Here is a 20723-nt window from a genome sequence, read left to right as displayed (position 1 = left end):
GATGTCCCCGCGATCAGCTGCTGGTCACTCCCCTGCACGACACGCCACCGAGGTGAACGAAGGAGGCCCCATGGCCGTCGACTACACAGTGATCGCCCTGTACCTGGCCGGCATGCTCGCGATGGGCTGGTGGGGCATGCGCCGCGCCAAGTCCAAGAGCGAGTTCCTGGTCGCCGGGCGCCGCCTCGGTCCCTGGATGTACTCCGGCACGATGGCGGCCATCGTCCTCGGCGGCGCCTCCACCATCGGCGGCGTGGGCCTCGGCTACAAGTACGGCCTCTCGGGCGCCTGGATGGTCTTCGCCATCGGCCTCGGCCTGCTCGCGCTGAGCGTCTTCTTCTCCGCCCGGATCGCCCGGCTGAAGGTCTACACGGTCTCCGAGATGCTCGACCTGCGCTACGGCGGCAGGGCCGGTGTGATCTCGGGCGTGGTCATGTGGGCGTACACGCTGATGCTCGCGGTCACCTCGACCATCGCGTACGCCACGATCTTCGACGTCCTCTTCGACCTGCCCCGGACCCTCGCGATCGTCCTCGGCGGCACCATCGTCGTCGCCTACTCGACGCTCGGCGGCATGTGGTCCATCACCATCACCGACATGGTGCAGTTCGTGGTGAAGACCGTCGGCGTACTGCTGCTCCTGCTGCCGATCGCCGTCGTCAAGGCGGGCGGCTTCGCCGAGATGAAGGCCGCGCTGCCCACCTCGTACTTCGAGCCCCTCGGCATCGGCGGCGAGACGATCTTCACGTACGTGCTGATCTACACCTTCGGCATGCTCATCGGGCAGGACATCTGGCAGCGGGTCTTCACCGCCCGCACCGACAAGGTCGCCAAGTGGGGCGGCACCGTCGCCGGCACCTACTGTCTCGCGTACGCCCTCGCCGGAGCCGTCATCGGCACCGCGGCGAAGGTGCTCTACCCGAACCTGCCCAGCGCCGACGACGCCTTCGCCACCATCGTCAAGGACGAGCTGCCGATGGGTGTCCGGGGCCTGGTCCTCGCCGCCGCCCTCGCCGCCGTCATGTCGACCTCCTCCGGCGCGCTGATCGCCTGCGCCACCGTCGCCAACAACGACATCTGGTCGCGGCTGCGCGGAACCGTGTCGGCGGACGAGGACGACCACGACGAGGTGAAGGGCAACCGTGCCTTCATCCTCATCATGGGCGTCGCCGTCATCCTCATCGCCATCGCCCTCAACGACGTCGTCCAGGCCCTCACCGTCGCCTACAACCTGCTGGTCGGCGGGCTCCTCGTGCCGATCCTCGGCGGACTGCTCTGGCGTCGCGGCACGGTCCAGGGTGCGCTCGCCGCGGTCGCCGTCGGCGGCCTGGCCGTCATTGGCCTGATGTGGACTTACGGAATCTTGGCAAATGAGCCTGTTTACTATGGTTTGTTGGCTTCGCTCGCCGCCTATGTGATCGTTTCCCTGGCGACCCGCCCGACGGACGCCGCCGTGCTCGCGCACTGGCGCGCCCGCCTCGCGGGCCGGGAGACCCCCGACGCCGACCCGACGCCGGAGACCGCTCCGGCCCCCGCGACCGGCTGACCGCACCGAGACTCCCGGACGGGGCCCCGAGACCCGAGGCCCCGACCGGACCCCCACCGATACACCCCAGGAGGACCCGACCATGAGCAGCAGCGACCAGAACACCCCGCGCGGCCCGATCGACTCGTCCCGCATCCCGCGGTACGCCGGTCCCGCGACGTTCGCCCGGCTGCCGCGACTCGACGAGGTCGGCACCGCCGACATCGCCGTGGTCGGCGTCCCCTTCGACAGCGGCGTCTCCTACCGCCCCGGCGCCCGCTTCGGCGGCAACGCCATCCGCGAGGCCTCCCGCCTGCTCCGCCCGTACAACCCGGCGCAGGACGCCTCCCCGTTCGCCCTCGCCCAGGTCGCGGACGCCGGTGACATCGCCGCCAACCCCTTCAACATCAACGAGGCCGTCGAGACGATCGAGGCCGCGGCGGACGACCTGCTGAACTCCGGCGCCCGCATGATGACCCTCGGCGGCGACCACACCATCGCGCTGCCGCTGCTCCGCTCCGTCGCCAAGAAGCACGGCCCCGTCGCCCTGCTCCACTTCGACGCGCACCTCGACACCTGGGACACGTACTTCGGCGCCGAGTACACCCACGGCACCCCGTTCCGCCGCGCCGTCGAGGAGGGCATCCTCGACACCGAGGCGCTCTCCCACGTCGGCACCCGCGGCCCGCTGTACGGCAAGCAGGACCTCACCGACGACGAGAAGATGGGCTTCGGCATCGTCACCTCGGCGGACATCTACCGCCGCGGCGCCGACGAGGTCGCCGACCAGCTGCGCCAGCGCATCGGCGACCGCCCGCTGTACATCTCCATCGACATCGACTGCCTCGACCCGGCCCACGCGCCCGGCACCGGCACCCCGGAGGCGGGCGGCATGACCTCCCGCGAGCTCCTGGAGATCCTCCGCGGCCTCTCCTCCTGCAACCTGGTGTCGGCGGACGTCGTCGAGGTCGCCCCGGCCTACGACCACGCCGAGATCACCGCGGTCGCCGCCTCCCACACGGCGTACGAACTGACGACGATCATGTCCCGCCAGATCGCCGAGAGCCGCGCGGCGAAGTAGGACCCCGGCCGGGCGCGGCTTGCGCCGCGCCCGGCCGTTGTCGCAGGTTGTGCCCACCGGCCCGCACCCGACCACCGAGCCACGCCCAGAGGGACCTCATGACCCACGACCACGACCTGGTCCTGCGCCCCACGGAGGCGCAGACCACCGCCGCGCTCAACCCGCCGAAGGGCCGCAACGGCGGTGACCTCGTCGTCGAGACCCTCACCGGCCTCGGCGCCACCACCGTCTTCGGCCTCCCCGGCCAGCACGCCCTCGGCATGTTCGACGCCCTGCGCCGCTCCTCCCTCCGGTACGTCGGCCTCCGCGTCGAGAACAACGCGGGCTTCGCCGCCGACGCCTACGGCCGGATCACCGGCGAGGCCGCCCCGCTGCTGCTCTCCACCGGCCCCGGCGCGCTCATGTCGCTCGCCGCGCTCCAGGAGGCGGCCGCCGCCTCCGCGCCCGTCCTCGCGATCGGCAGCCAGATCCCGGTGGCCGGCCTCGGCGGCGGCCGGCACGGCTACCTGCACGAGCTGCGCGACCAGCAGGCGTCCTTCCGGGACATCGTGAAGTCGGTCCACACCGTCCGTACGCAGTCCCAGATCCCGTCGGCCATCGCCGCGGCCTGGGAGTCGGCGCTCACCGCCCCGCACGGGCCGGTCTGGGTGGAGATCCCGCAGGACGTCCTCCTCGCGGAGACCGCCCTGCCGGTGGTGACGGCGATGGACGCGACGCCCGAGGACGTCGCCCCGCGCCCCGAGCTGACGGCGGTCGCCGCGCACCTCCTGGCGAACGCCGAGCGCCCGGCGATCATCGCGGGCGGCGGGGTCGTCCGCTCCGACGCCTCGGGCAAGCTGCTCGCGCTCGCGGAGCGGCTCGACATCCCCGTGGTGACGACCTTCGGCGGCAAGGGCGCGTTCCCCTGGGAGCACCCGCTGTCGCTGCAGTCCTGGCTGGAGGACCGGCACACCACCGACTTCCTGGAGGACGCGGACGTCCTGCTCGTCGTCGGCTCGGGGCTCGGGGAGCTGTCCTCGAACTACCACACGTTCGCGCCGCGCGGCCGGGTGATCCAGATCGAGGCGGACGCCGGGAAGCTGGAGTCCAACCACCCGGCGCTCGGCATCCACGCGGATGCCCGGCTCGCGCTCCAGGCGCTCCTGGAGACGGTTCCGGAGCGCCGGGACGTCACCGCTGCCGAGCGGGTCTCGGCCGTCCTGACGAAGGTCCGGGACCGGATCGCGGCGCAGGACCTGGGTCTGGAGCAGCGGATCGTCGCGGCGGTACGGGAGGCGCTCCCGGAGCGGTCCCCGAGCTTCTGGGACATGACGATCCTGGCGTACTGGGCGTGGTCGGCCTTCGACGCGAAGCACCCGAACACGATGCACTCCGCGCAGGGCGCGGGCGGCCTCGGCTACGGCTTCCCGGCGGCGCTCGGCGCGGCGGCGGCGGACCCGAGCCGGCCGGTGCTCGCGGTGTCCGGCGACGGCGGCGCGATGTACTCGATCGCGGAGCTGGCGACGGCGAAGCAGTACGGCCTCGACGTGACGTGGCTGATCGTGGACGACGGCGGCTACGGCATCCTGCGCGAGTACATGACGGGCGCGTTCGGCGAGGCCACGGGCACGGAGCTGGCCCGCCCCGACTTCGTCGCCCTGGCGGAGTCCTTCGGCGTCCCGGCGACCCTGACGACCCCGGAATCCCTGACGACGGACCTCGCGAAGTCCCTCGCGACGCCGGGCCCGTCGGTGGTCGTCCTCCCGGCCCTCCTCCGCATGTTCGAGCCGACGCACCTCTGACGGCCGCACGGCCTGCCGCCCCCGTTCACCGGGGCGGCAGGCCCGCCCGCGTCACCCGACGAGTCCCTCCCACTCCTTGCGGTACACGGCGAGCCGCGCCTCGTACCCCTGCCGGAACTCCTTCGCCTCCTGCTGCTTCAGTCCGCTCCGGGACTCACGCCGTGCGGGTATCAGCCCGACCGCGTCGGTCATGACCACCACGGCCGCGTCGGCGACGGTCCCGCCCCGCTCCCGCGCGAGGAACGCCTGGTGTCCGGCCTCTCCCAGGAGCTGCCAGCAGATGTTGCGGGGATTCCCCGCCGTCCGCTCCAGCTGCCGGGCGGACACCGGCTCGACCCGCCCGGCCTCCGCCAGCCCCTTGATCGTGAGCAGCGCCGCGTACAGCTGCCCCCACCCGTACGGTCTGCCGTCCTCGACCCGCGCCACGTACGGCCCCTTTCTCCACCACCCGCGGGCCGCCCGACGACGGCCCCCCGGCTTCTCTACCCACTGCCGCCCCCCCTTCCCGCCTCGTGCCGGGTCCTCCTCCGCGGAGGGGTCCTAGGACCACGGTCCCGCCCCCGCGGGACCTACGGACGAAACCTCGCCCCGGTTTGTTGCCGCGGGATGAAATCGCAGCCCACCCGTGTTGGGGCTTCCGGTAGAGCAGGACGAACGGGAGGCCACTCGTGGCGGCGGTCGGGGAAAAACAGCAGGGCTGGGCGCGCAGGCTCGCCGGGTACGCGTGGCGGTACAAGGCGAACACGTTGCTCGCCCTCGGGTCCTCGCTGGCCGGCATGGCCGTGCTCGCCCTGGTGCCGCTGGTCACCAAGGTGATCATCGACGACGTCATCGGGACGAAGACCCGGGACCTCGCCGTCTGGACCGGCCTCCTCATCGGCGCCGCCGTCGTCGTCTACGCCCTCACCTACGTCCGCCGCTACTACGGCGGCCGTCTCGCCCTCGACGTCCAGCACGACCTGCGTACCGACATGTACGCCACCATCACCCGGCTCGACGGGCGGCGGCAGGACGAGCTGTCGACCGGCCAGGTCATCGGGCGGGCCACCAGCGACCTCCAGCTGATCCAGGGGCTTCTCTTCATGCTCCCGATGACCGTCGGGAACGTGCTGCTCTTCCTCATCTCGCTGGGCGTCATGGCCTGGCTGTCCCTCCCGCTCACCCTCGTCGCCCTCGCCGTCGCCCCCGCCCTCTGGGTCATCGCCAAGCGCAGCCGTACCCGCCTCCACCCCGCCACCTGGCACGCGCAGCAGCAGGCCGCGGCCGTCGCCGGGGTCGTCGACGGGGCCGTGACCGGCGTCCGGGTCGTCAAGGGCTTCGGCCAGGAGGACCAGGAGACCGGCAAGATCCGCGAGGCCGGGCGGAAGCTGTTCGCCGGCCGGCTGCGGACGATCCGGCTGAACTCGCGCTACACCCCGGCCCTCCAGGCCGTCCCCGCCCTCGGCCAGGTCGCCGTCCTCGCCCTCGGCGGCTGGCTCGCCTACCGCGGCCAGATCACCCTCGGCACCTTCGTCGCCTTCTCCGCCTACCTGGCCTCCCTCGTCGGCCCGGTCCGCATGCTCGCCATGGTCCTCACCGTGGGCCAGCAGGCCCGCGCCGGCGTCGAGCGGGTCCTCGACCTCGTCGACACCGAGCCCGTCATCACGGACGGGACCAAGGAGCTGCCCGCCGACGCGCCCGCCACCGTCGAGTTCGACGACGTCTCGTTCGCCTACGACGACGGGCACCCCGTCCTCGACGGGTTCTCGCTGGAGATCCGTGCCGGAGAGACCGTCGCCGTCGTCGGGGCCTCCGGTTCCGGCAAGTCCACCGTCTCCCTGCTCCTCCCGCGGTTCTACGACGTCACCCACGGCGCCGTCCTCGTCGGCGGCCACGACGTCCGCGAGCTCACCCTGGACTCGCTGCGCGCCGCGATCGGCCTCGTCCCCGAGGACTCCTTCCTCTTCTCCGACACCGTCCGCGCCAACATCGCGTACGGCTTCCCGGAGGCCACCCGGGAACAGATCGAGGCGGCCGCCCGCGCCGCCCAGGCGGACCGTTTCATCGCCGAGCTGCCCGACGGGTACGACACCAAGGTCGGCGAGCACGGCCTCACCCTCTCCGGCGGCCAGCGCCAGCGCGTCGCCCTCGCCCGCGCGATCCTCACCGACCCCCGGCTGCTCCTCCTCGACGACGCCACCTCCGCCGTCGACGCCAAGGTCGAGCACGAGATCCACGAGGCCCTGAAGGCCGTGATGGCGGGCCGTACGACCCTGCTCATCGCGCACCGCCGCTCCACCCTGGGCCTCGCCGACCGCATCGCCGTCCTGGACGACGGCCGGCTCGCCGACATCGGCACCCACGCCGAGCTGGAGGAGCGCTCCCCGCTCTTCCGCCGCCTGCTCACCGACCCCGACGAGCTGGGTGCCGTCTCGCCCGGCCACCTCACCCCGGCCGAGCTCCCCGAGGACCGCACCCTGCGGGCCGAACTCGACGCCGAGTTCGACGCCGAGCGCGGCCTCACCCCCACCCTGTGGGTACGGGACGAGACCACCGACCGGGAGAGCGACGCGCCCGGGGCCACTCCCGAGCTGCTCGCCGCCGTCGAGGCCCTGCCGCCCGCCACCGACACCCCCGGCATCGACGAGGCCCGCGCCGTCTCGCCCGAGGACAGCTACGGTCTGCGCCGGCTGCTCCGCGGCTTCGGCGCCCCGCTGCTCATCAGCCTGGGCCTGGTCGCCCTCGACGCGGGCGCGGGCCTGCTGCTCCCGGTCCTGATCCGGCACGGCATCGACGAGGGCGTGAACCGGCTCGCGATCGGCGCCGTCTGGGCGGCCTCCGCGCTGGCCCTGGTCACCGTGCTCGTGCAGTGGGTCGCGCAGACCGCCGAGACCCGGATGACCGGCCGAACCGGCGAGCGGGTCCTCTACGCGCTCCGCCTGAAGATCTTCGCCCAGCTCCAGCGGCTCGGTCTCGACTACTACGAGCGCGAGCTCACCGGCCGGATCATGACCAGGATGACCACGGACGTGGACGCCCTGTCGACGTTCCTGCAGACAGGCCTGGTCACCGCCTTCGTCTCCGTCGTGACCTTCTTCGGGATCATGGTCGCGCTGCTCGTGCTCGACCTCCAGCTCGCCCTGGTGGTCTTCGCGACCCTGCCGGTCCTCGCCGTCGCCACGTACTACTTCCGCCGCTCCAGCGTGAAGGCGTACGAGCTGGCGCGCGAGCGGATCAGCGTCGTCAACGCCGACCTCCAGGAGTCCGTCTCCGGCCTGCGGATCGTGCAGGCCTTCCGCCGCGAGCGGTCCGGCGCCGCCCGGTTCGCGGAGCGCAGCGACCACTACCGCGAGGCGCGCGTCCGCGGCCAGTGGCTGATCTCCGTCTACTTCCCGTTCGTCACCCTGCTGTCCTCGGTGGCCGCCGCGGCCGTCATGATCGTCGGCGCGAACCGTATCGAGGGCGGCACGCTCACCACCGGCGCGCTCGTCGCCTACCTCCTCTACATCGACCTGTTCTTCGCCCCCGTGCAGCAGCTCTCGCAGGTCTTCGACGGCTACCAGCAGGCCGCCGTCTCGCTGAAGCGGATGCAGGAGCTCCTCCAGGAGCCGACGTCGACGGCCGCCGCGCCCGCACCCCTGGACGTGCTGTCGCTGCGCGGCGAGATCGCCTTCGAGGACGTCTCCTTCGCGTACGGCGGCGAGGACGGTGCCCCGAAGGACGAGACCGCCCTCACCGGTATCGACCTGCGGATCCCGGCCGGTCAGACCGTCGCGTTCGTCGGCGAGACCGGCGCGGGCAAGTCCACCCTGGTCAAGCTGGTCGCCCGGTTCTACGACCCGACGGGCGGCCGGGTCACCGCCGACGGCACCGACCTGCGCGACCTCGACCTGACCGCGTACCGGCACCGGCTCGGCGTCGTCCCGCAGGAGGCGTACCTCTTCGCCGGGACGATCCGCGACGCCATCGCGTACGGCCGTCCCGACGCGACCGACGCCGAGGTGGAGGCGGCGGCCCGCGCGGTCGGCGCCCACGACATGATCGCGACCCTCGACGGCGGCTACCTCCACGAGGTCGCCGAGCGGGGCCGTAACCTCTCGGCAGGTCAGCGCCAGCTCATCGCCCTCGCCCGCGCCGAGCTCGTCGACCCGGACATCCTGCTCCTCGACGAGGCCACGGCGGCCCTGGACCTGGCCACCGAGGCCCAGGTCAACCAGGCCACCGACCGCCTCGCCGGCCGCCGGACGACCCTGGTCGTCGCGCACCGGCTGACCACCGCCGCCCGCGCCGACCGGGTGGTCGTCATGGACCACGGCCGGGTCGCCGAGGACGGCACCCACGAGGAGCTCCTCGCCCTGGACGGCCGGTACGCGACGCTGTGGCGGACGTTCATCGGCGAGGCCGTGGACGAGGAGGAGCCGGAGCGGGTGTGAGTACCCGCCCGTCCGGCAGGTGAGTACCCGGGCGGATACCGGGGAGCGCGGGCGGCGGGTGGGATGGGGGCATGAGCCACGAGCCCCGCCCCCGCGCCGCCTCGCCCCTCCCGATCACCCCGCCGGACGTCGAGGGCCCGCGCCTGCGGAAGCTTTCGATGATCGGGGCGGGGCTGTTCGTGCCCGCGACCCTGCTCGCCGGCATCCTCGTGCTCACCCGCGAGAACACCGCCCGCTGCCTCACCTACGGGGAGGCCTGCGACGGCACCCCCGGCTTCCTGTACGTCGCCGCCCTGGCGATCGCCTTCGCGGCGCTCGTCACCGTGCAGAGCACCTCCCGCCCCGAGGCGCGCCGGGCGGCGCTCCGGACCCAGCTCGGCGCCGAGGCCGTCTTCCTGCTCCTCCTCCTCACCGCGTTCGCCTAGCGATGCCCACAGCGGAGGCAACCATTCCGGGGGTGGGTGCGTCGTACGCCTGTACGTCGATCCGTTCGGGAGGGAAACGCATGTCCATGGACGCGCAGCACGCACGACGTGGCCCACGGCTGTTCGCCCGAGTCCTCGCGCCGCTCCTCGCCGCCCTCGCCCTGGTCCTGACCCCGGCCACCCTCGTCCCCGGCGCCGCCGCCGGCACGGCCGAGGCCGTCTCCGTCTGCCAGGGCCGCCCCACCCGGACCCTCACCTTCGCCACCGGCGAGCTCCGCCTCTACCGCACCCGCCACTACGTCTGCGCCGTCACCGTCGCCAAGCGCCCCGGCGCCCGCCGTCCGATGGCCGTCTCCCTCCAGCCGCGCGGCGGCCGGCCCGCAGTCCAGGCCGGACGGTTCGACCGCCAGGCCGGGCCCGTCACCGTCCACGCCCTCAACCGCTGTGTCCGGGCGAGCGGTTCGGTGGCCGGGCGGGGCACCTCCACCGGCTGGATCCTGTGCTGATGTACAGGAAAGTCCAAGGGTAAGGAGCAACTGGGGCTGGCGGTCCACACGTTGCCCCCGCTAGGTTCGCGACACCGTTGTGAACCAAGGGGAGGGTGAATGCGCAAGTCGCTGAGATGGGCGCTGTCGCTTTCGGTGCTCATAGGCACCGTGGCACCGACCGGCGTGGCTACCGCCGCGGACACGGACACGGGCAGCACGGCCGTCGTCGACTCGCAGAGCACGGACATCAAGGACCGCATCCTGGCGATCCCCGGGATGAGCCTGATCGAGGAGAAGCCGTACGCGGGCTACCGCTTCTTCGTCCTGAACTACAAGCAGCCGATCGACCACCGGCGCCCGTGGGCCGGCACGTTCGACCAGCGGATCTCCGTCCTCCACAAGGACACGAGCCGCCCGACCGTCTTCCGCACCAGCGGATACTCGCTGAGCACCACCCCGAGCCGCGCCGAGCCGACGCGGATCATCGACGGCAACCAGGTCTCCATGGAGTACCGTTTCTTCACGCCGTCCCGTCCGCAGCCCGCCGACTGGTCGAAGCTCGACATCTGGCAGGCGGCCAGCGACCAGCACCGGATCTTCACCGCTCTGAAGAAGATCTACGGCCAGAAGTGGCTCTCCACCGGCGCTTCCAAGGGCGGCATGACCGCCACCTACTTCGAGCGCTTCTACCCGCGTGACATGGACGGTGTCGTCGCCTACGTCGCTCCGAACGACGTGGTCAACAACGAGGACTCGGCCTACGACCGGTTCTTCGAGACCGTCGGCACCAAGGAGTGCCGCGACCGGCTGAACAACCTGCAGCGCGAGGCCCTCGTCCGCCGCGCGCCCCTGGAGGCCAAGTACCAGGCATGGGCCGAGTCGGAGGGCGCCACCTTCAACACGGTCGGCACGCTCGACAAGGCCTTCGAGGCCGTCGTCCTCGACTTCGTGTGGGGCTTCTGGCAGTACTACGGCGAGGACGTCTGCGACCAGATCCCGGTCGCGAAGACCGCCACCGACGACGAGGTGTACAACACGATCGACGCCTACTCCGGCTGGGCCGCCTACACCGACCAGGGCCTGGAGCCGTACACGCCGTACTACTACCAGGCGGCGACCGAGCTCGGCTCGCCCACGATCACGCAGCCGCACCTCAAGGGCCTGAGCCGCTACGGCTACCAGCCCGCGCGCAACTTCGTGCCGCGCGAGATCCCGATGAAGTTCAAGCAGCACGCGATGCGTGACGTGGACACCTGGGTCCGCAAGAACGCGAACAAGATGCTGTTCGTGTACGGCGGCAACGACCCGTGGGGCTCCGAGAAGTTCCACCTGGGCAAGGGCGCGCGCGACAGCTACGTGTACGTGGCGCCGGGCGCCAACCACGGTGCGAACGTCGCCGGGCTCGTCGAGGCCGAGCGGAACAACGCCACCGCCCGCATCCTCGCCTGGGCCGGCGTCCCCGCCCCGGCCGTCCAGGCGGCGCAGCCGCTGGCCCGCTTCGACGCGCGCCTCGACCGGCAGGTCGACGAGGACGCGACGAAGGAGCACGGCCTGCGGCCGTAACCGCTTCGAGGAGGGTGGGGTGCGTCCGGCGGCGCACCCCACCCTCCGTCGTGTCAGCGGTACGACAGGCCGTGTCCGACCGGGTAGAGGACCTTCGCCGGGTCGTCGGCGCTCTGCACCGGGACCGGCAGGCGGCCCCTGGGCCTGGCCTTGCCCGCCAGGACCCGTACGGCGGCCCTGAGTTCGACATCGGTCCAGGAGTAGGCGGCGAGCGTCGCCCGCTGGCCGTCGATCCGGGCGATGTCGTACGGGTTGCGGATCGCGATCGTCACGACGGGCACCCCGGTCGCCACGAGCCGCGCCACGAGCGTGCGCTGCGGGCTCGTCGCGGTGACGTTGTACGTGCCCACCACGACGACGTCCTTGCCCGCTGCCGCCGCCACCGCCTCCTCGATCTTCGCGGCCGTCGGGGTGATCCCCGTGGAGAGCGCGGTCGCGCTGAACCCGAGATCCGTCAGGGCGGTCGCGAGCGTCGTCGTCGGCGGTCCCGTCGTACCGGACGGGGAGGCCGGGTCGGCGCCGACGACGAGGACCGAGCGCTGCCGGGCCGGGCTCAGCGGCAGGAACCCGCCCTCGTTGAGGAGCAGGGTCGTGGTGGCCTCGGCGATCCGGTCGGCCTGGGCGAGATGGGCGGCCGTGCCGACCACCCGCTCGACGCCGGCCCGGGTGACGTACGCGTTCCGGAACAGACCGAGCTTCGACTTGAGCCGCAGGATCCGCAGGATCGATTCGTCGAGCCGGGCCTCCGTCAGTTCGCCGTCCCTGACGGCCTTCAGGACCGCGTTCCAGGCCACGTCGAGCTTCGGCGGGTTGAGCAGCTGGTCCACACCGGCCTTCAGGGCGAGGACCGGGACGCGCTCGTCGCCGTACTTGGTGCGCACCCCCTCCATGCCGAGCGAGTCGGTGACCACCACACCGTCGTAGCCGAGCTCCTCGCGGAGGATGCCGGTGAGGATCGGCCGGGACAGCGTCGCCGGGTCCTCGCTCGCGTCCAGCGCCGGCACCACGATGTGCGCGGTCATGATCGAGTCGATCCCGGCGGCGATCGCGGACCGGAACGGAGGGGCGTCCAAGGTGCTCCACTGCGCCCGCGTGTGGGTGATCGTCGGCAGGCCGTAGTGGCTGTCGACGGCGGTGTCGCCGTGCCCCGGGAAGTGCTTGGAGGTGGCCGCGACCCCGGCCCGCTGGTAGCCCTTGACCTGCGCGGCGACCATGCCGGCGACCGCCGCCGGGTCGGAGCCGAAGGAGCGGACGCCGATGACCGGGTTGGCCGGGTTGACGTTGACGTCCGCGACCGGGGCGTAGTTCTGCCGGATGCCGACGGCCGCGAGCTCCGCGCCCGCGATCTGCGCCGCCCTGCGGGCGTCCGCGTGCGAACCGCCGGCGCCGAGGGCCATCGCGCCGGGCACCAGGGTGGCGGGCTCGCCCACCCGGCAGACGATGCCGTGCTCCTGATCGGTGGAGATGAGCGCGGGGACCGGCGTGGGCTGCGCGAGCGCCGCCTGCTGGATGCCGTTGGAGAGCGCGGCGATCTGCTGGGGGTCGCGGGTGTTGTGGGCCCAGGAGAAGTAGATGACGCCGCCCACGTGGTAGCGCTCGACCAGCTCGGCGGCCGTACGGACACCGATCTCCGCGAGGTTGGCGTCGATGTCGGCCTGGTCGGGTGCGGTGGCGGAGTGGCCGTACACCCGCATCACGAAGAGCTGGCCGACCTTCTCCTCAAGGGACATGCGGTCGATGATCCGCCGGAGCTTCCGGTCGTCGTGCCGGTCCTGCCCGGCGAGGGCGGGGGTGCTCATCCCGGTGACGGCGGCCGCTGCCGCGGCGGCGGTCACCGTGAGGAGGGTGCGTCGGGAGGGGGCGGGGGCGCGGTGGTGCACTGATGCTCCTTCCGGCCGTGCGAGGTTGAAGGGATCCATGCGCGAAATCCTCGGAAGCCGCCTCTGAAGGAAACTTCCAAGGAGTCACGGATAGCCCGAAAGTAACTGCCAGGTCAAGGACCCGCGCACGAATCGCCCACGGCGGCGATCCCGGGCCAGAGCTCCTGGAGCGTACGGACCGTCTCCCGGATCGCGGGGCGCCGCGCCGCCCCGGTCCGCCACATGGCGTGCAGGCGACGCGTCGGCATCGGGTCGAGCCGCACCGGCGCCACCTCCGCAGGCAGCGCCCCGCGCCCCAGGCGCGGCACCAGCGCGATCCCCAGACCGGCCGCGACCAGGGCGACCTGCGTGTGGTTCTCCTCCGCCTGATGGACGATCAGCGGCTCGAAACCCGTCTCCCGCAGCGTCCGCGTCAGCCAGTCGTGGCAGACCGTCCCCGGCGGCTGCGAGATCCACCGCTCCGCCGCCAGCTCCTCCCGGCGCACCGAGTCCCGCGCGGCGAGCGGATGATCCCGGTGGACGAGGATGTCGCACAGGTCGTCGCCGATCACCGCCTGCTCGACCCCCGGCGGCACGGGAAGCGGGGCGATGTCCCAGTCGTGCGCCACCGCAAGGTCGATGACCCCGCGCGCCACCAGGTCGATCGACACATGGGGGTCCACCTCCGAGAGCCGGGCGTCGACATCGGGATGGACCCGGCCCAGCTCCGCGAGCACCCGGGGCATCAGCCCGCGCGCCGCGCTCGCGAAGCAGCCGATCGCGAGCCGCCCGGCGGGCCGGCCGCGCCGCTCCTCCAGCCGTACCTCCGCCTCCTCCACCAGGGCGAGCAGCTGCCGGGCGGTGGCGGCGAGGTGATGGGCGTCGTCGGTGAGACGGATGCCGCGACCGCTGCGTTCGAGCAGGGTCGTACGGGTCTCCCGCTCCAGCTTCGCGATCTGCTGGGAGACCGCGGACGGCGTGTAGCCGAGGGCGGTGGCGGCGGCGGCGACGCTGCCGTGGACGGCGACGGCATGCAGGGCGCGCAGACGGCCGAGATCCAGCACGGACGCTCCTCCTCTTCGATGCGCGGGACGGATGGATGAAGCGCTGCTACATCCCACCATGAAGGAACCCGTGCTGGTGCTACACAGTCGGGACGACCATCCTCGACAGCATGCGCCCCGCCCACCTCGCCCTCGCCGCCCTGGTCGCCGCCGTCTGGGGAGTCAACTTCGTCGTCATCGAGATCGGCCTCGACCACTTCCCGCCGCTGCTCTTCTCCGGCCTCCGCTTCCTCGCCGCCGCTCTGCCCGCCGTCTTCCTGGTGGGCCGGCCCACCGTCGCCTGGAAGTGGATCCTGGCGGTGGGACTCGTCCTCGGCGTCGCCAAGTTCGGGCTCCTCTTCACCGGCATGGACCTCGGCGCCCCCGCCGGGCTCTCCTCCCTCGTCCTCCAGGTCCAGGCCGTCTTCACCGCCCTCTTCGCCTTCGCCGCCCTCGGCGAACGCCCCGGCCGCCTCAAGCTCGCGGGCATGGGAGTCGCCCTGGTGGGCATCGGCGTGGCGGCGGCCGACGAGGGCGGCGCCGGGTCCCTCACCGGCTTCGCCCTCGTGATCGCCGCGGCGGCCTGCTGGGGCGTCTCCAACGTCCTGACCCGCAAGGCCTCCCCGCCGGACGCGCTCAACTTCATGGTCTGGGTCAGCACCGTGCCCGTCCTGCCGCTGCTCGGCCTCTCCCTCCTCCTGGAGGGCCCGGAACGCGACCTCGCGGCCCTGCGCGGGCTCGACTGGACCGGCGTCGGCGTCATCGTCTACGTCGCCTGGATCACGACCGTCTTCGGCTTCGGCGCCTGGGGCCGGCTGCTCCGCCGCTACCCGGCCTCCTCCGTCGCACCCTTCTCCCTCCTCGTGCCCGTCTTCGGGATGTCCGCGGCGGCGCTCGTCCTGGGCGAGGACGTGAGCCCGGCCCGCTGGTGCGCGGCGGCGCTGCTCGTCGGGGGAGTGGCCCTGACATCGTTCGCGCCGGGCCGGCGGGCCACCGGGGCCGGGAACTCCGTGGCGGCGCCGGAGCCCGTGGCCGTATCGTCGACCGGCCGTCCGCTCGGCGAGGAACGGCGTACGAATCCCGAGGAAAGGCCCGTATGACCTTCGAGAACATCACCGTCGACGCCCCGGAACCCGCCCCCGGAGCCGTGCTGCTCGCCGGTATCCCCGGAAGCGGGAAGTCCACCGTCGCGGCCGCCCTCGCGGCCCGCTTCGCCCGAGCCGCGCACATCGAGGTCGACGGCCTCCAGTCCCTCATCGTGAGCGGTGGCCACTGGCCGAGCCCGGACGGCGACCCGGAGGCGGACCGGCAGATCCTGCTGCGCGCCCGCAACGCCTGCCTCCTCGCCGGCAGCTTCGCCGCGGCCGGCTTCCTCCCGGTCCTCGACGACGTGGTCGTACGCCGCTCGCACCTGGACCACTACCGCGCCCACTCGACGGCGGCCGCGCTCCACGTGGTGATCCTGGCCCCCGGCCCCGACAAGGCATGGGAGCGCAACAACGCCCGGGACAAGCGCCTGACGACCAACTGGGCCTTCCTGGACGAGGCGATGCGCGCGGAGCTGTCGGGCGAGGGCGTCTGGATCGACAACGCGGACCTGACGGTGCCGGAGACGGTGGACGCGGTCCTCGCGGCGACGGGCCTCACCCCCGAGAAGTAGCCCGTCGGATCCCCCCGGGGTGGGGGTCCGACGGGCTCGCTCCTGTTCGTGGTGTCGTGGTCAGGCAAACATGTCGGCGAGCAGCTCGGGGCCGATCACGATGGGCGCCGGGCGGTAGGCGGGCGGCAAGGTGCCCATCAGCTCGCGGACCAGGAAGTCCCAGCAGCGGGTGCGAACATGGGCCAGGCAGTCGATGAAGGTGTGCTCGGCGCCCGGCACGACGTGCAGTTCGAAGTCCTTTCCGGCCGCGAGGAGCCGGTCGGCGAACCGCAGGGTCTGGTGCGGGTGGACCTGGTCGTCCATGTCGCCGTGGACGAGCAGCAGCTTGCCGGTCAGCCGGTCGGCGAGGTCCAGGTTGGACGTCCGTGCCCAGGCCTCCGGGTTGTCCGCGCCGTCGTAGGACTCGACGAAGCCGGCGTTGAACGAGCGGGCGTCGTGCGAGCCGGAGAGCGCGGCCCCGGCCCTGTACGTCTCGGGGAAGTCGAGCATCGCGCGGGCCGCGGCGAACCCGCCCCCGGAGTGGCCGAAGACGCCGACCCGCTCCAGGTCCATCCACGGCCGGGTCTCGGCCAGCTGCCCCAGGGCCGCGACATGGTCGGTCAGGGAGCCGGCGTCGGCCAGGTGGCCGAAGGAGGCGTCGTGGAAGGCCTTGCTCCGGCCCGGGGTGCCCCGGCCGTCGAGCGCGATGACCACGAAGCCGAGTGCCGCCAGGGGTTCGGCGTCCATGCCCATGCCGCCGGGGTCGAAGCACGGGGCGACCCGGTTGACCTGCGGGCCGGGGTAGAGGTTGTCGATCACGGGGTAGGACCGGGCGGGGTCGAAGTCCCGCGGCCGGTACAGCACTCCGTAGAGGTCGGTCTCGCCGTCGGCCGCCTTGACGCGGAAGCGCTCCGGAGCGGTCCACCCGGTGGCGGTGAGCCTGGTGATGTCGGCGCGCTCCAGCTCGACGAGCACCCGCCCGGTCCAGTCGCGGACGGTGGTGACGGGGGCGGTGTCGACGGTGGACGCGGAGTCGATGAAGTACTCCTGGTCGTACGGGGCTTCCGGCAGCGCCGCCATGTGGTCGAGCGTGTCGCCGGTGACCCTGGCGAAGCCGGAGCCGTCCAGGCCGACCCGGCACACCGTGCGCCGGTACGGGTCCTCGTCGACGAGACCGGAGGCCGTGAAGTACACGACGCGCTCGGCCTCGTCGACGCGCAGGATCTGCCGCACCAGCCACGGCCCGGAGGTGACCCGGCCGAGCAGCTCGCCGGTGTGCAGGTCGTAGCGGTAGAGGTGGCCCCAGCCGTCGCGCTGCGAGAACCACAGCACCTCGTCGGCGAGCACGCGCACGAGGGGCGGCTCGGTCATCCACTGGTTGGGCTCCACCCGGGTCTCCCCGGACTCGCCGATCACGGTGGTGACCTCGCCGGTGACCGGGTCGAGGCGGTTCAGGGCGAGGGAGTGCTGATCCCGGGGGCGGGCGAGGAAGTAGACGGCGGAGCCGTCCGCGGCCCACCACGCCCACTTCACGGTGATCGGCGACACATGGGTCATGATGAGCGGCTCGGTCCGGGCGCGGACGACCGTACCCTCGGCGACGTCGAGAACGACCAGCTCGGCCAGCGGCAGGTGCTCGTCCCCGGCGTACGCGAACGGCTGGGTGTGCAGGCGGGGCGCGCCCCCGTCGGCGGGCATCGCCTCCACGAGGTGGGTCCTGCGGACCGCGCGCTCGTCGGTCCGGTGGGCGAGGACCTTCGTCGAGTCCGGCGACCAGGCGACCGCGGGCGGCAGGTAGGGCACGCCGAGCTTGCGCAGCAGGGTGGCGTTGCCGGTCGCGGCGGGACCCGGTCCGTAGGCGTGATCGGGTGCGCCGTCGGTGGTCAGCGGCCACTCGCGGCCGTCGGACAGCGAGCGGGCCCACAGGTCGTGCCCCCGCTGGGACACCGCGGACTTCCCGTCGGGCGACGTCACGTCCAGCGGGTTGCCCGGGGCGGGGAACTCGGCCGGCTCACAGACGTAACTGTCCAGATCGCAGCGCCAGTAGGCGCCGAACGCCACGAACGTGACCTCGTTCCCGGCCGGTTCGATGCCGAGGAACGGCAGGGCCTCGGGATCGACCTGCTGCTCGGCGGCGGTGGCCAGCGCGGCGGCCAGCCGGGCGTGGTCGAAGGCCGGCTCACGCGTGCCCGCCGCCGGGTCGACCAGCATGAAACGCCGGCCGGTCCCGTTGCTCACCGCGTACCAGAACCGGGCGCCCCCGTCGATCCACTGGGGCCTGACCTTGTCACCGACGACGAGCTCGCCCGGGCGGGCGGGACGACGGAGAAGCTGCTCGGCGGCCTGGTAGTTCTGAGTGGTACTCATTCTGCTTGTCCGTCCTCGGAGTCGGTCGATGGAGATCGTGGGGGCGGCGGTCATACCGCCGGGGCGGTTCAGAGGCTGCGGGCGGTGATGTCGCCGTACGAGGTGGTGGCGTGGATGGTCAGGCCGGCGGCGGCGCCGGCGGTGTTGGCGAGCGCGTTGTGGACGCGGCCGTAGGCGGTGCCGGCGTTCAGGGTGGCGGAGACGCCGCGGGCGGCTCCGACCGCGATCTCGCCCGACTCGGTACGCAGCACGACCGCGCCCTGCGTGGCCTCGTCGATGCGGAGGTCGCCCTTCTTGGTGCTGATCTCGGCGGCGCCGCCGAGGCGGCCGACCGTGATGTCGCCGGCGAGCAGGGTGAGGTGGGCGCTCGCGGTCTCGTCGAGCTCGACCGTGCCCTGCGCGCCGTCGAAGACGACGTCGCCGAGCCGTCCGACGCCGCGGAGTTCGGCGGCGGCGCTCTTCGCCTCGACGCGGGAGCCGGCCGGGAGCCGGACGGTCACCTCGATGGAGCCGGAGTCGCCGAGGGTCTTGTTCTTCGCGGGGGCGGCGGCGATCCGCAGGACGCCGTCGGTGAAGTCGACGGTGGTCTCTTCGGCGGCCTTCACGTCGTTGCCCTTGGCGGCGTTCGCGGGGCGGACGTCGACGGTGGCGTCGGCGCGGTCGGCGGCGATGAGCTGGATGCGGCCGGCGGGGATGTCGAGGACGGCGGTGGTGGCGAACTTCTGCACGGTGCTTCTCCTTCTTGGGGGCGGGCCCGTTCTCGGTCCCGCCGTTTCCGATGAGGGAAAAGCTACGTTGCGTTCATGGGTCTGGCAACAAGCTCGTTGCGCTAAATAGCCATAACTGCAGGTGGGTTGAGTGATTTCGTTGCAACGGTTTCGAGGCTAATGCAACACTCCAAGTGTTGTTCGTTGCAATGGAATGAAGGTGAACGCACTGTGGGCACGCCGGGCGTCCGTGCGGACGGGGAGCCGGGGCATGGGTGCCGAGGACGATGGGGCGATGCGTGGATCCGGCGGTGCGGCGGGGGGTGCGACGGTGCGGCGGTGCGGCGCACGGCGTTGCCGCGGTACGGCGCACGGCCGCACGGAGGTGCGGCGATGACGCGTTCGTCCCGGGTGTCGCCTGTCGGGCCCGGGCGGCGGGTGGGCCCGACCTGATGCCGGGCGCGGCGCGGCGTGACGCCGCGTGACGCGGCGCCTGAGCCTCCGGACCCCGGCGTGGCCCCGTCACGTCGCGGCGCCGCGCCGCGCCGGAGTCGGCCCTCGCCGGCGCGTGGTGGGCCTGATGGTCGTCTCTCGAATGATGTCCGGGGCCCGGGGCCCGGGGCCCGGGGGTCGCGGTCGGGGGCCGGCCCTCGCCCGCACCCGGCGGGCCGCCCGCCTACCCCCGGGGCCGCCCCGTGGAGCCCCGTACCACCAGCTCCGCCGGGACACGGGCCAGGCCGCCCGCCGGGGGGTCCTCCGTGCCCATCGCCAGGCGGCCCGCTCGTGTCCCCGCCTCGTGCAGCGGCAGATGGACGGTCGTCAGGGACGGGACCGCGTCCACCGAGAACGGGAGGTCGTCGAAGCCCGCCACGGACACGTCGCCCGGGATCGACAGGCCGCGTTCCCGCAGGGCCGCGCAGACGCCGAGGGCGACCGTGTCGTTGGCGGCGACGACCGCCGTGAGGTCCGGGTCGCGGGCGAGGAGCTCGGCCGTGGCCCGGTAGCCCGCCTGTCGGTCGTACGGGCCGTGGACCGTCGGCCCCTCCGCGATCCCCGCCGCCGTGAGCGCCGCCCGGTGGCCCTCCAGGCGGTGCCGGGTCGTGGTCCGGTCGGCCGGGCCGGCCGCGTAACCGATGTGCCGGTGGCCGAGTTCGAGCAGGTGCTCGGTGAGGCGGCGCGCGCCGCCCCGGTTGTCGAAGACGAGCGCGGCCGCGTTCGCGTCGCCGGTGACCGGCGGGCGTCCGCAGAGCACGACCCGGGTCCCGGCCTCCGCCAGCTTGGCCAGCTTGCCGGTCGTCGCCGCCAGGTGCTCGGGGTCCTCCAGGGAGCCGCCCATGAGGATCACGGCCGCGGCCCGCTGCCGCTGGAGCAGCGTGAGGTAGGTCAGTTCGCGTTCGGGGGAGCCGCCGGTGTTGCAGACGACGGCGAGCTTCTCGCCGCCGCCGCGCCCCGATCCGCCTTCCCCGATGGAGCTCTGCGCCGCGCTCGCCATGACCCCGAAGAACGGGTCGGCGATGTCGTGGACGAGGACGCCGACGAGGTCGGAGGTGGCGGCGGCGAGTGAGCTGGCGGGCCCGTTGAGGACGTAGTCCAGCTCGTCCACGGCTCGCAGGACCCGCTCGCGGGTCGACTCGGCGACCGGGTAGTTGCCGTTGAGGACGCGGGAGACGGTGGCGGGCGAGACCCGTGCGCGAGCGGCCACGTCCGCCAGGGTGACGGTCATCGTGTGCGTACCTCCAGGGCCTTGTCGACGGCGATGTCGGCAGGCTAGCGTCATCGCCGATGGAAAGCGCTTTCTATCGAGGCGCGGAACACCGGGGAGAGGAACCTTTC

At 72.7% G+C, this 20723-nt stretch carries 15 protein-coding genes; 9 read left to right on the top strand and 6 right to left on the bottom strand.

Annotated features, from left to right (window positions below; translation table 11 throughout):
• The first annotated feature begins 70 nt into the window (after positions 1–70).
• From IF00_RS0134715 to IF00_RS0134705, 3 genes are all read left to right on the top strand, one after another.
• Complete coding sequence (locus tag IF00_RS0134715; RefSeq protein WP_030325087.1) at positions 71–1546, top strand: sodium:solute symporter family protein; 1476 nt, start codon at positions 71–73, stop codon at positions 1544–1546.
• Between the two features lie 82 nt (positions 1547–1628).
• Complete coding sequence (speB, locus tag IF00_RS0134710; protein ID WP_030325085.1) at positions 1629–2606, top strand: agmatinase; 978 nt, start codon at positions 1629–1631, stop codon at positions 2604–2606.
• Between the two features lie 98 nt (positions 2607–2704).
• Complete coding sequence (locus IF00_RS0134705) at positions 2705–4387, top strand: thiamine pyrophosphate-binding protein (RefSeq protein WP_030325084.1); 1683 nt, start codon at positions 2705–2707, stop codon at positions 4385–4387.
• Between the two features lie 51 nt (positions 4388–4438).
• Here the strand turns inward: IF00_RS0134705 and IF00_RS0134700 are convergent, their stop codons facing one another.
• Positions 4439–4813: a hypothetical protein gene (locus IF00_RS0134700; protein ID WP_030325081.1), complete on the bottom strand. Its 375-nt coding sequence runs from the start codon at positions 4811–4813 to the stop codon at positions 4439–4441.
• A gap of 242 nt (positions 4814–5055) precedes the next feature.
• Between IF00_RS0134700 and IF00_RS0134695 the strand changes: the two genes are divergently transcribed.
• From IF00_RS0134695 to IF00_RS0134680, 4 genes are all read left to right on the top strand, one after another.
• Complete coding sequence (locus IF00_RS0134695; RefSeq protein WP_030325079.1) at positions 5056–8799, top strand: ABC transporter ATP-binding protein; 3744 nt, start codon at positions 5056–5058, stop codon at positions 8797–8799.
• A 71-nt stretch (positions 8800–8870) separates the two neighbouring features.
• Complete coding sequence (locus tag IF00_RS0134690; protein WP_030325077.1) at positions 8871–9224, top strand: hypothetical protein; 354 nt, start codon at positions 8871–8873, stop codon at positions 9222–9224.
• 80 nt (positions 9225–9304) lie between these two features.
• A complete protein-coding gene (locus IF00_RS0134685; protein ID WP_245234711.1) occupies positions 9305–9730 on the top strand; it encodes a hypothetical protein in 426 nt (141 codons plus the stop codon).
• A 99-nt stretch (positions 9731–9829) separates the two neighbouring features.
• Positions 9830–11275, top strand: a complete 1446-nt coding sequence (locus IF00_RS0134680) for an alpha/beta hydrolase family protein (protein ID WP_030325073.1) — start codon at positions 9830–9832, stop codon at positions 11273–11275.
• A 53-nt stretch (positions 11276–11328) separates the two neighbouring features.
• Here the strand turns inward: IF00_RS0134680 and IF00_RS0134675 are convergent, their stop codons facing one another.
• On the bottom strand, positions 11329–13155 hold the full coding sequence (locus IF00_RS0134675) for a glycoside hydrolase family 3 protein (RefSeq protein ID WP_030325071.1): 1827 nt from the start codon (positions 13153–13155) through the stop codon (positions 11329–11331).
• A 113-nt stretch (positions 13156–13268) separates the two neighbouring features.
• Positions 13269–14198, bottom strand: a complete 930-nt coding sequence (locus tag IF00_RS0134670; protein WP_030325069.1) for a LysR family transcriptional regulator — start codon at positions 14196–14198, stop codon at positions 13269–13271.
• A 110-nt stretch (positions 14199–14308) separates the two neighbouring features.
• Between IF00_RS0134670 and IF00_RS0134665 the strand changes: the two genes are divergently transcribed.
• Positions 14309–15277 carry an EamA family transporter gene (locus tag IF00_RS0134665; protein WP_030325067.1) on the top strand — a complete coding sequence of 323 codons (969 nt, stop codon included), beginning with the start codon at positions 14309–14311 and terminating at the stop codon, positions 15275–15277.
• Positions 15274–15837, top strand: a complete 564-nt coding sequence (locus tag IF00_RS0134660) for an AAA family ATPase (RefSeq protein ID WP_030325066.1) — start codon at positions 15274–15276, stop codon at positions 15835–15837. The genes IF00_RS0134665 and IF00_RS0134660 overlap by 4 nt, the downstream gene beginning before the upstream one ends.
• A 60-nt stretch (positions 15838–15897) precedes the next feature.
• On the opposite strand, the gene IF00_RS0134655 is transcribed toward IF00_RS0134660, so the two are convergent.
• The 3 genes from IF00_RS0134655 to IF00_RS0134645 form a co-directional block, all read right to left on the bottom strand.
• Positions 15898–18183 (bottom strand): S9 family peptidase, encoded by a 2286-nt coding sequence (locus IF00_RS0134655; RefSeq protein WP_030325058.1) that lies wholly within the window; start codon positions 18181–18183, stop codon positions 15898–15900.
• A 68-nt stretch (positions 18184–18251) separates the two neighbouring features.
• On the bottom strand, positions 18252–18911 hold the full coding sequence (locus IF00_RS0134650) for a DUF4097 family beta strand repeat-containing protein (protein ID WP_030325056.1): 660 nt from the start codon (positions 18909–18911) through the stop codon (positions 18252–18254).
• Positions 18912–19566: 655 nt separating this feature from the next.
• Positions 19567–20613 carry a LacI family DNA-binding transcriptional regulator gene (locus IF00_RS0134645; protein ID WP_030325054.1) on the bottom strand — a complete coding sequence of 349 codons (1047 nt, stop codon included), beginning with the start codon at positions 20611–20613 and terminating at the stop codon, positions 19567–19569.
• Between the last annotated feature and the right edge of the window lie 110 nt (positions 20614–20723).

It is taken from the genome of Streptomyces flavochromogenes (assembly GCF_000717595.1).
GTDB lineage: Bacteria > Actinomycetota > Actinomycetes > Streptomycetales > Streptomycetaceae > Streptomyces > Streptomyces flavochromogenes.
Note: the sequence above shows the minus strand (reverse complement) of the source record. Positions and strands in the feature narration are given on the sequence as shown.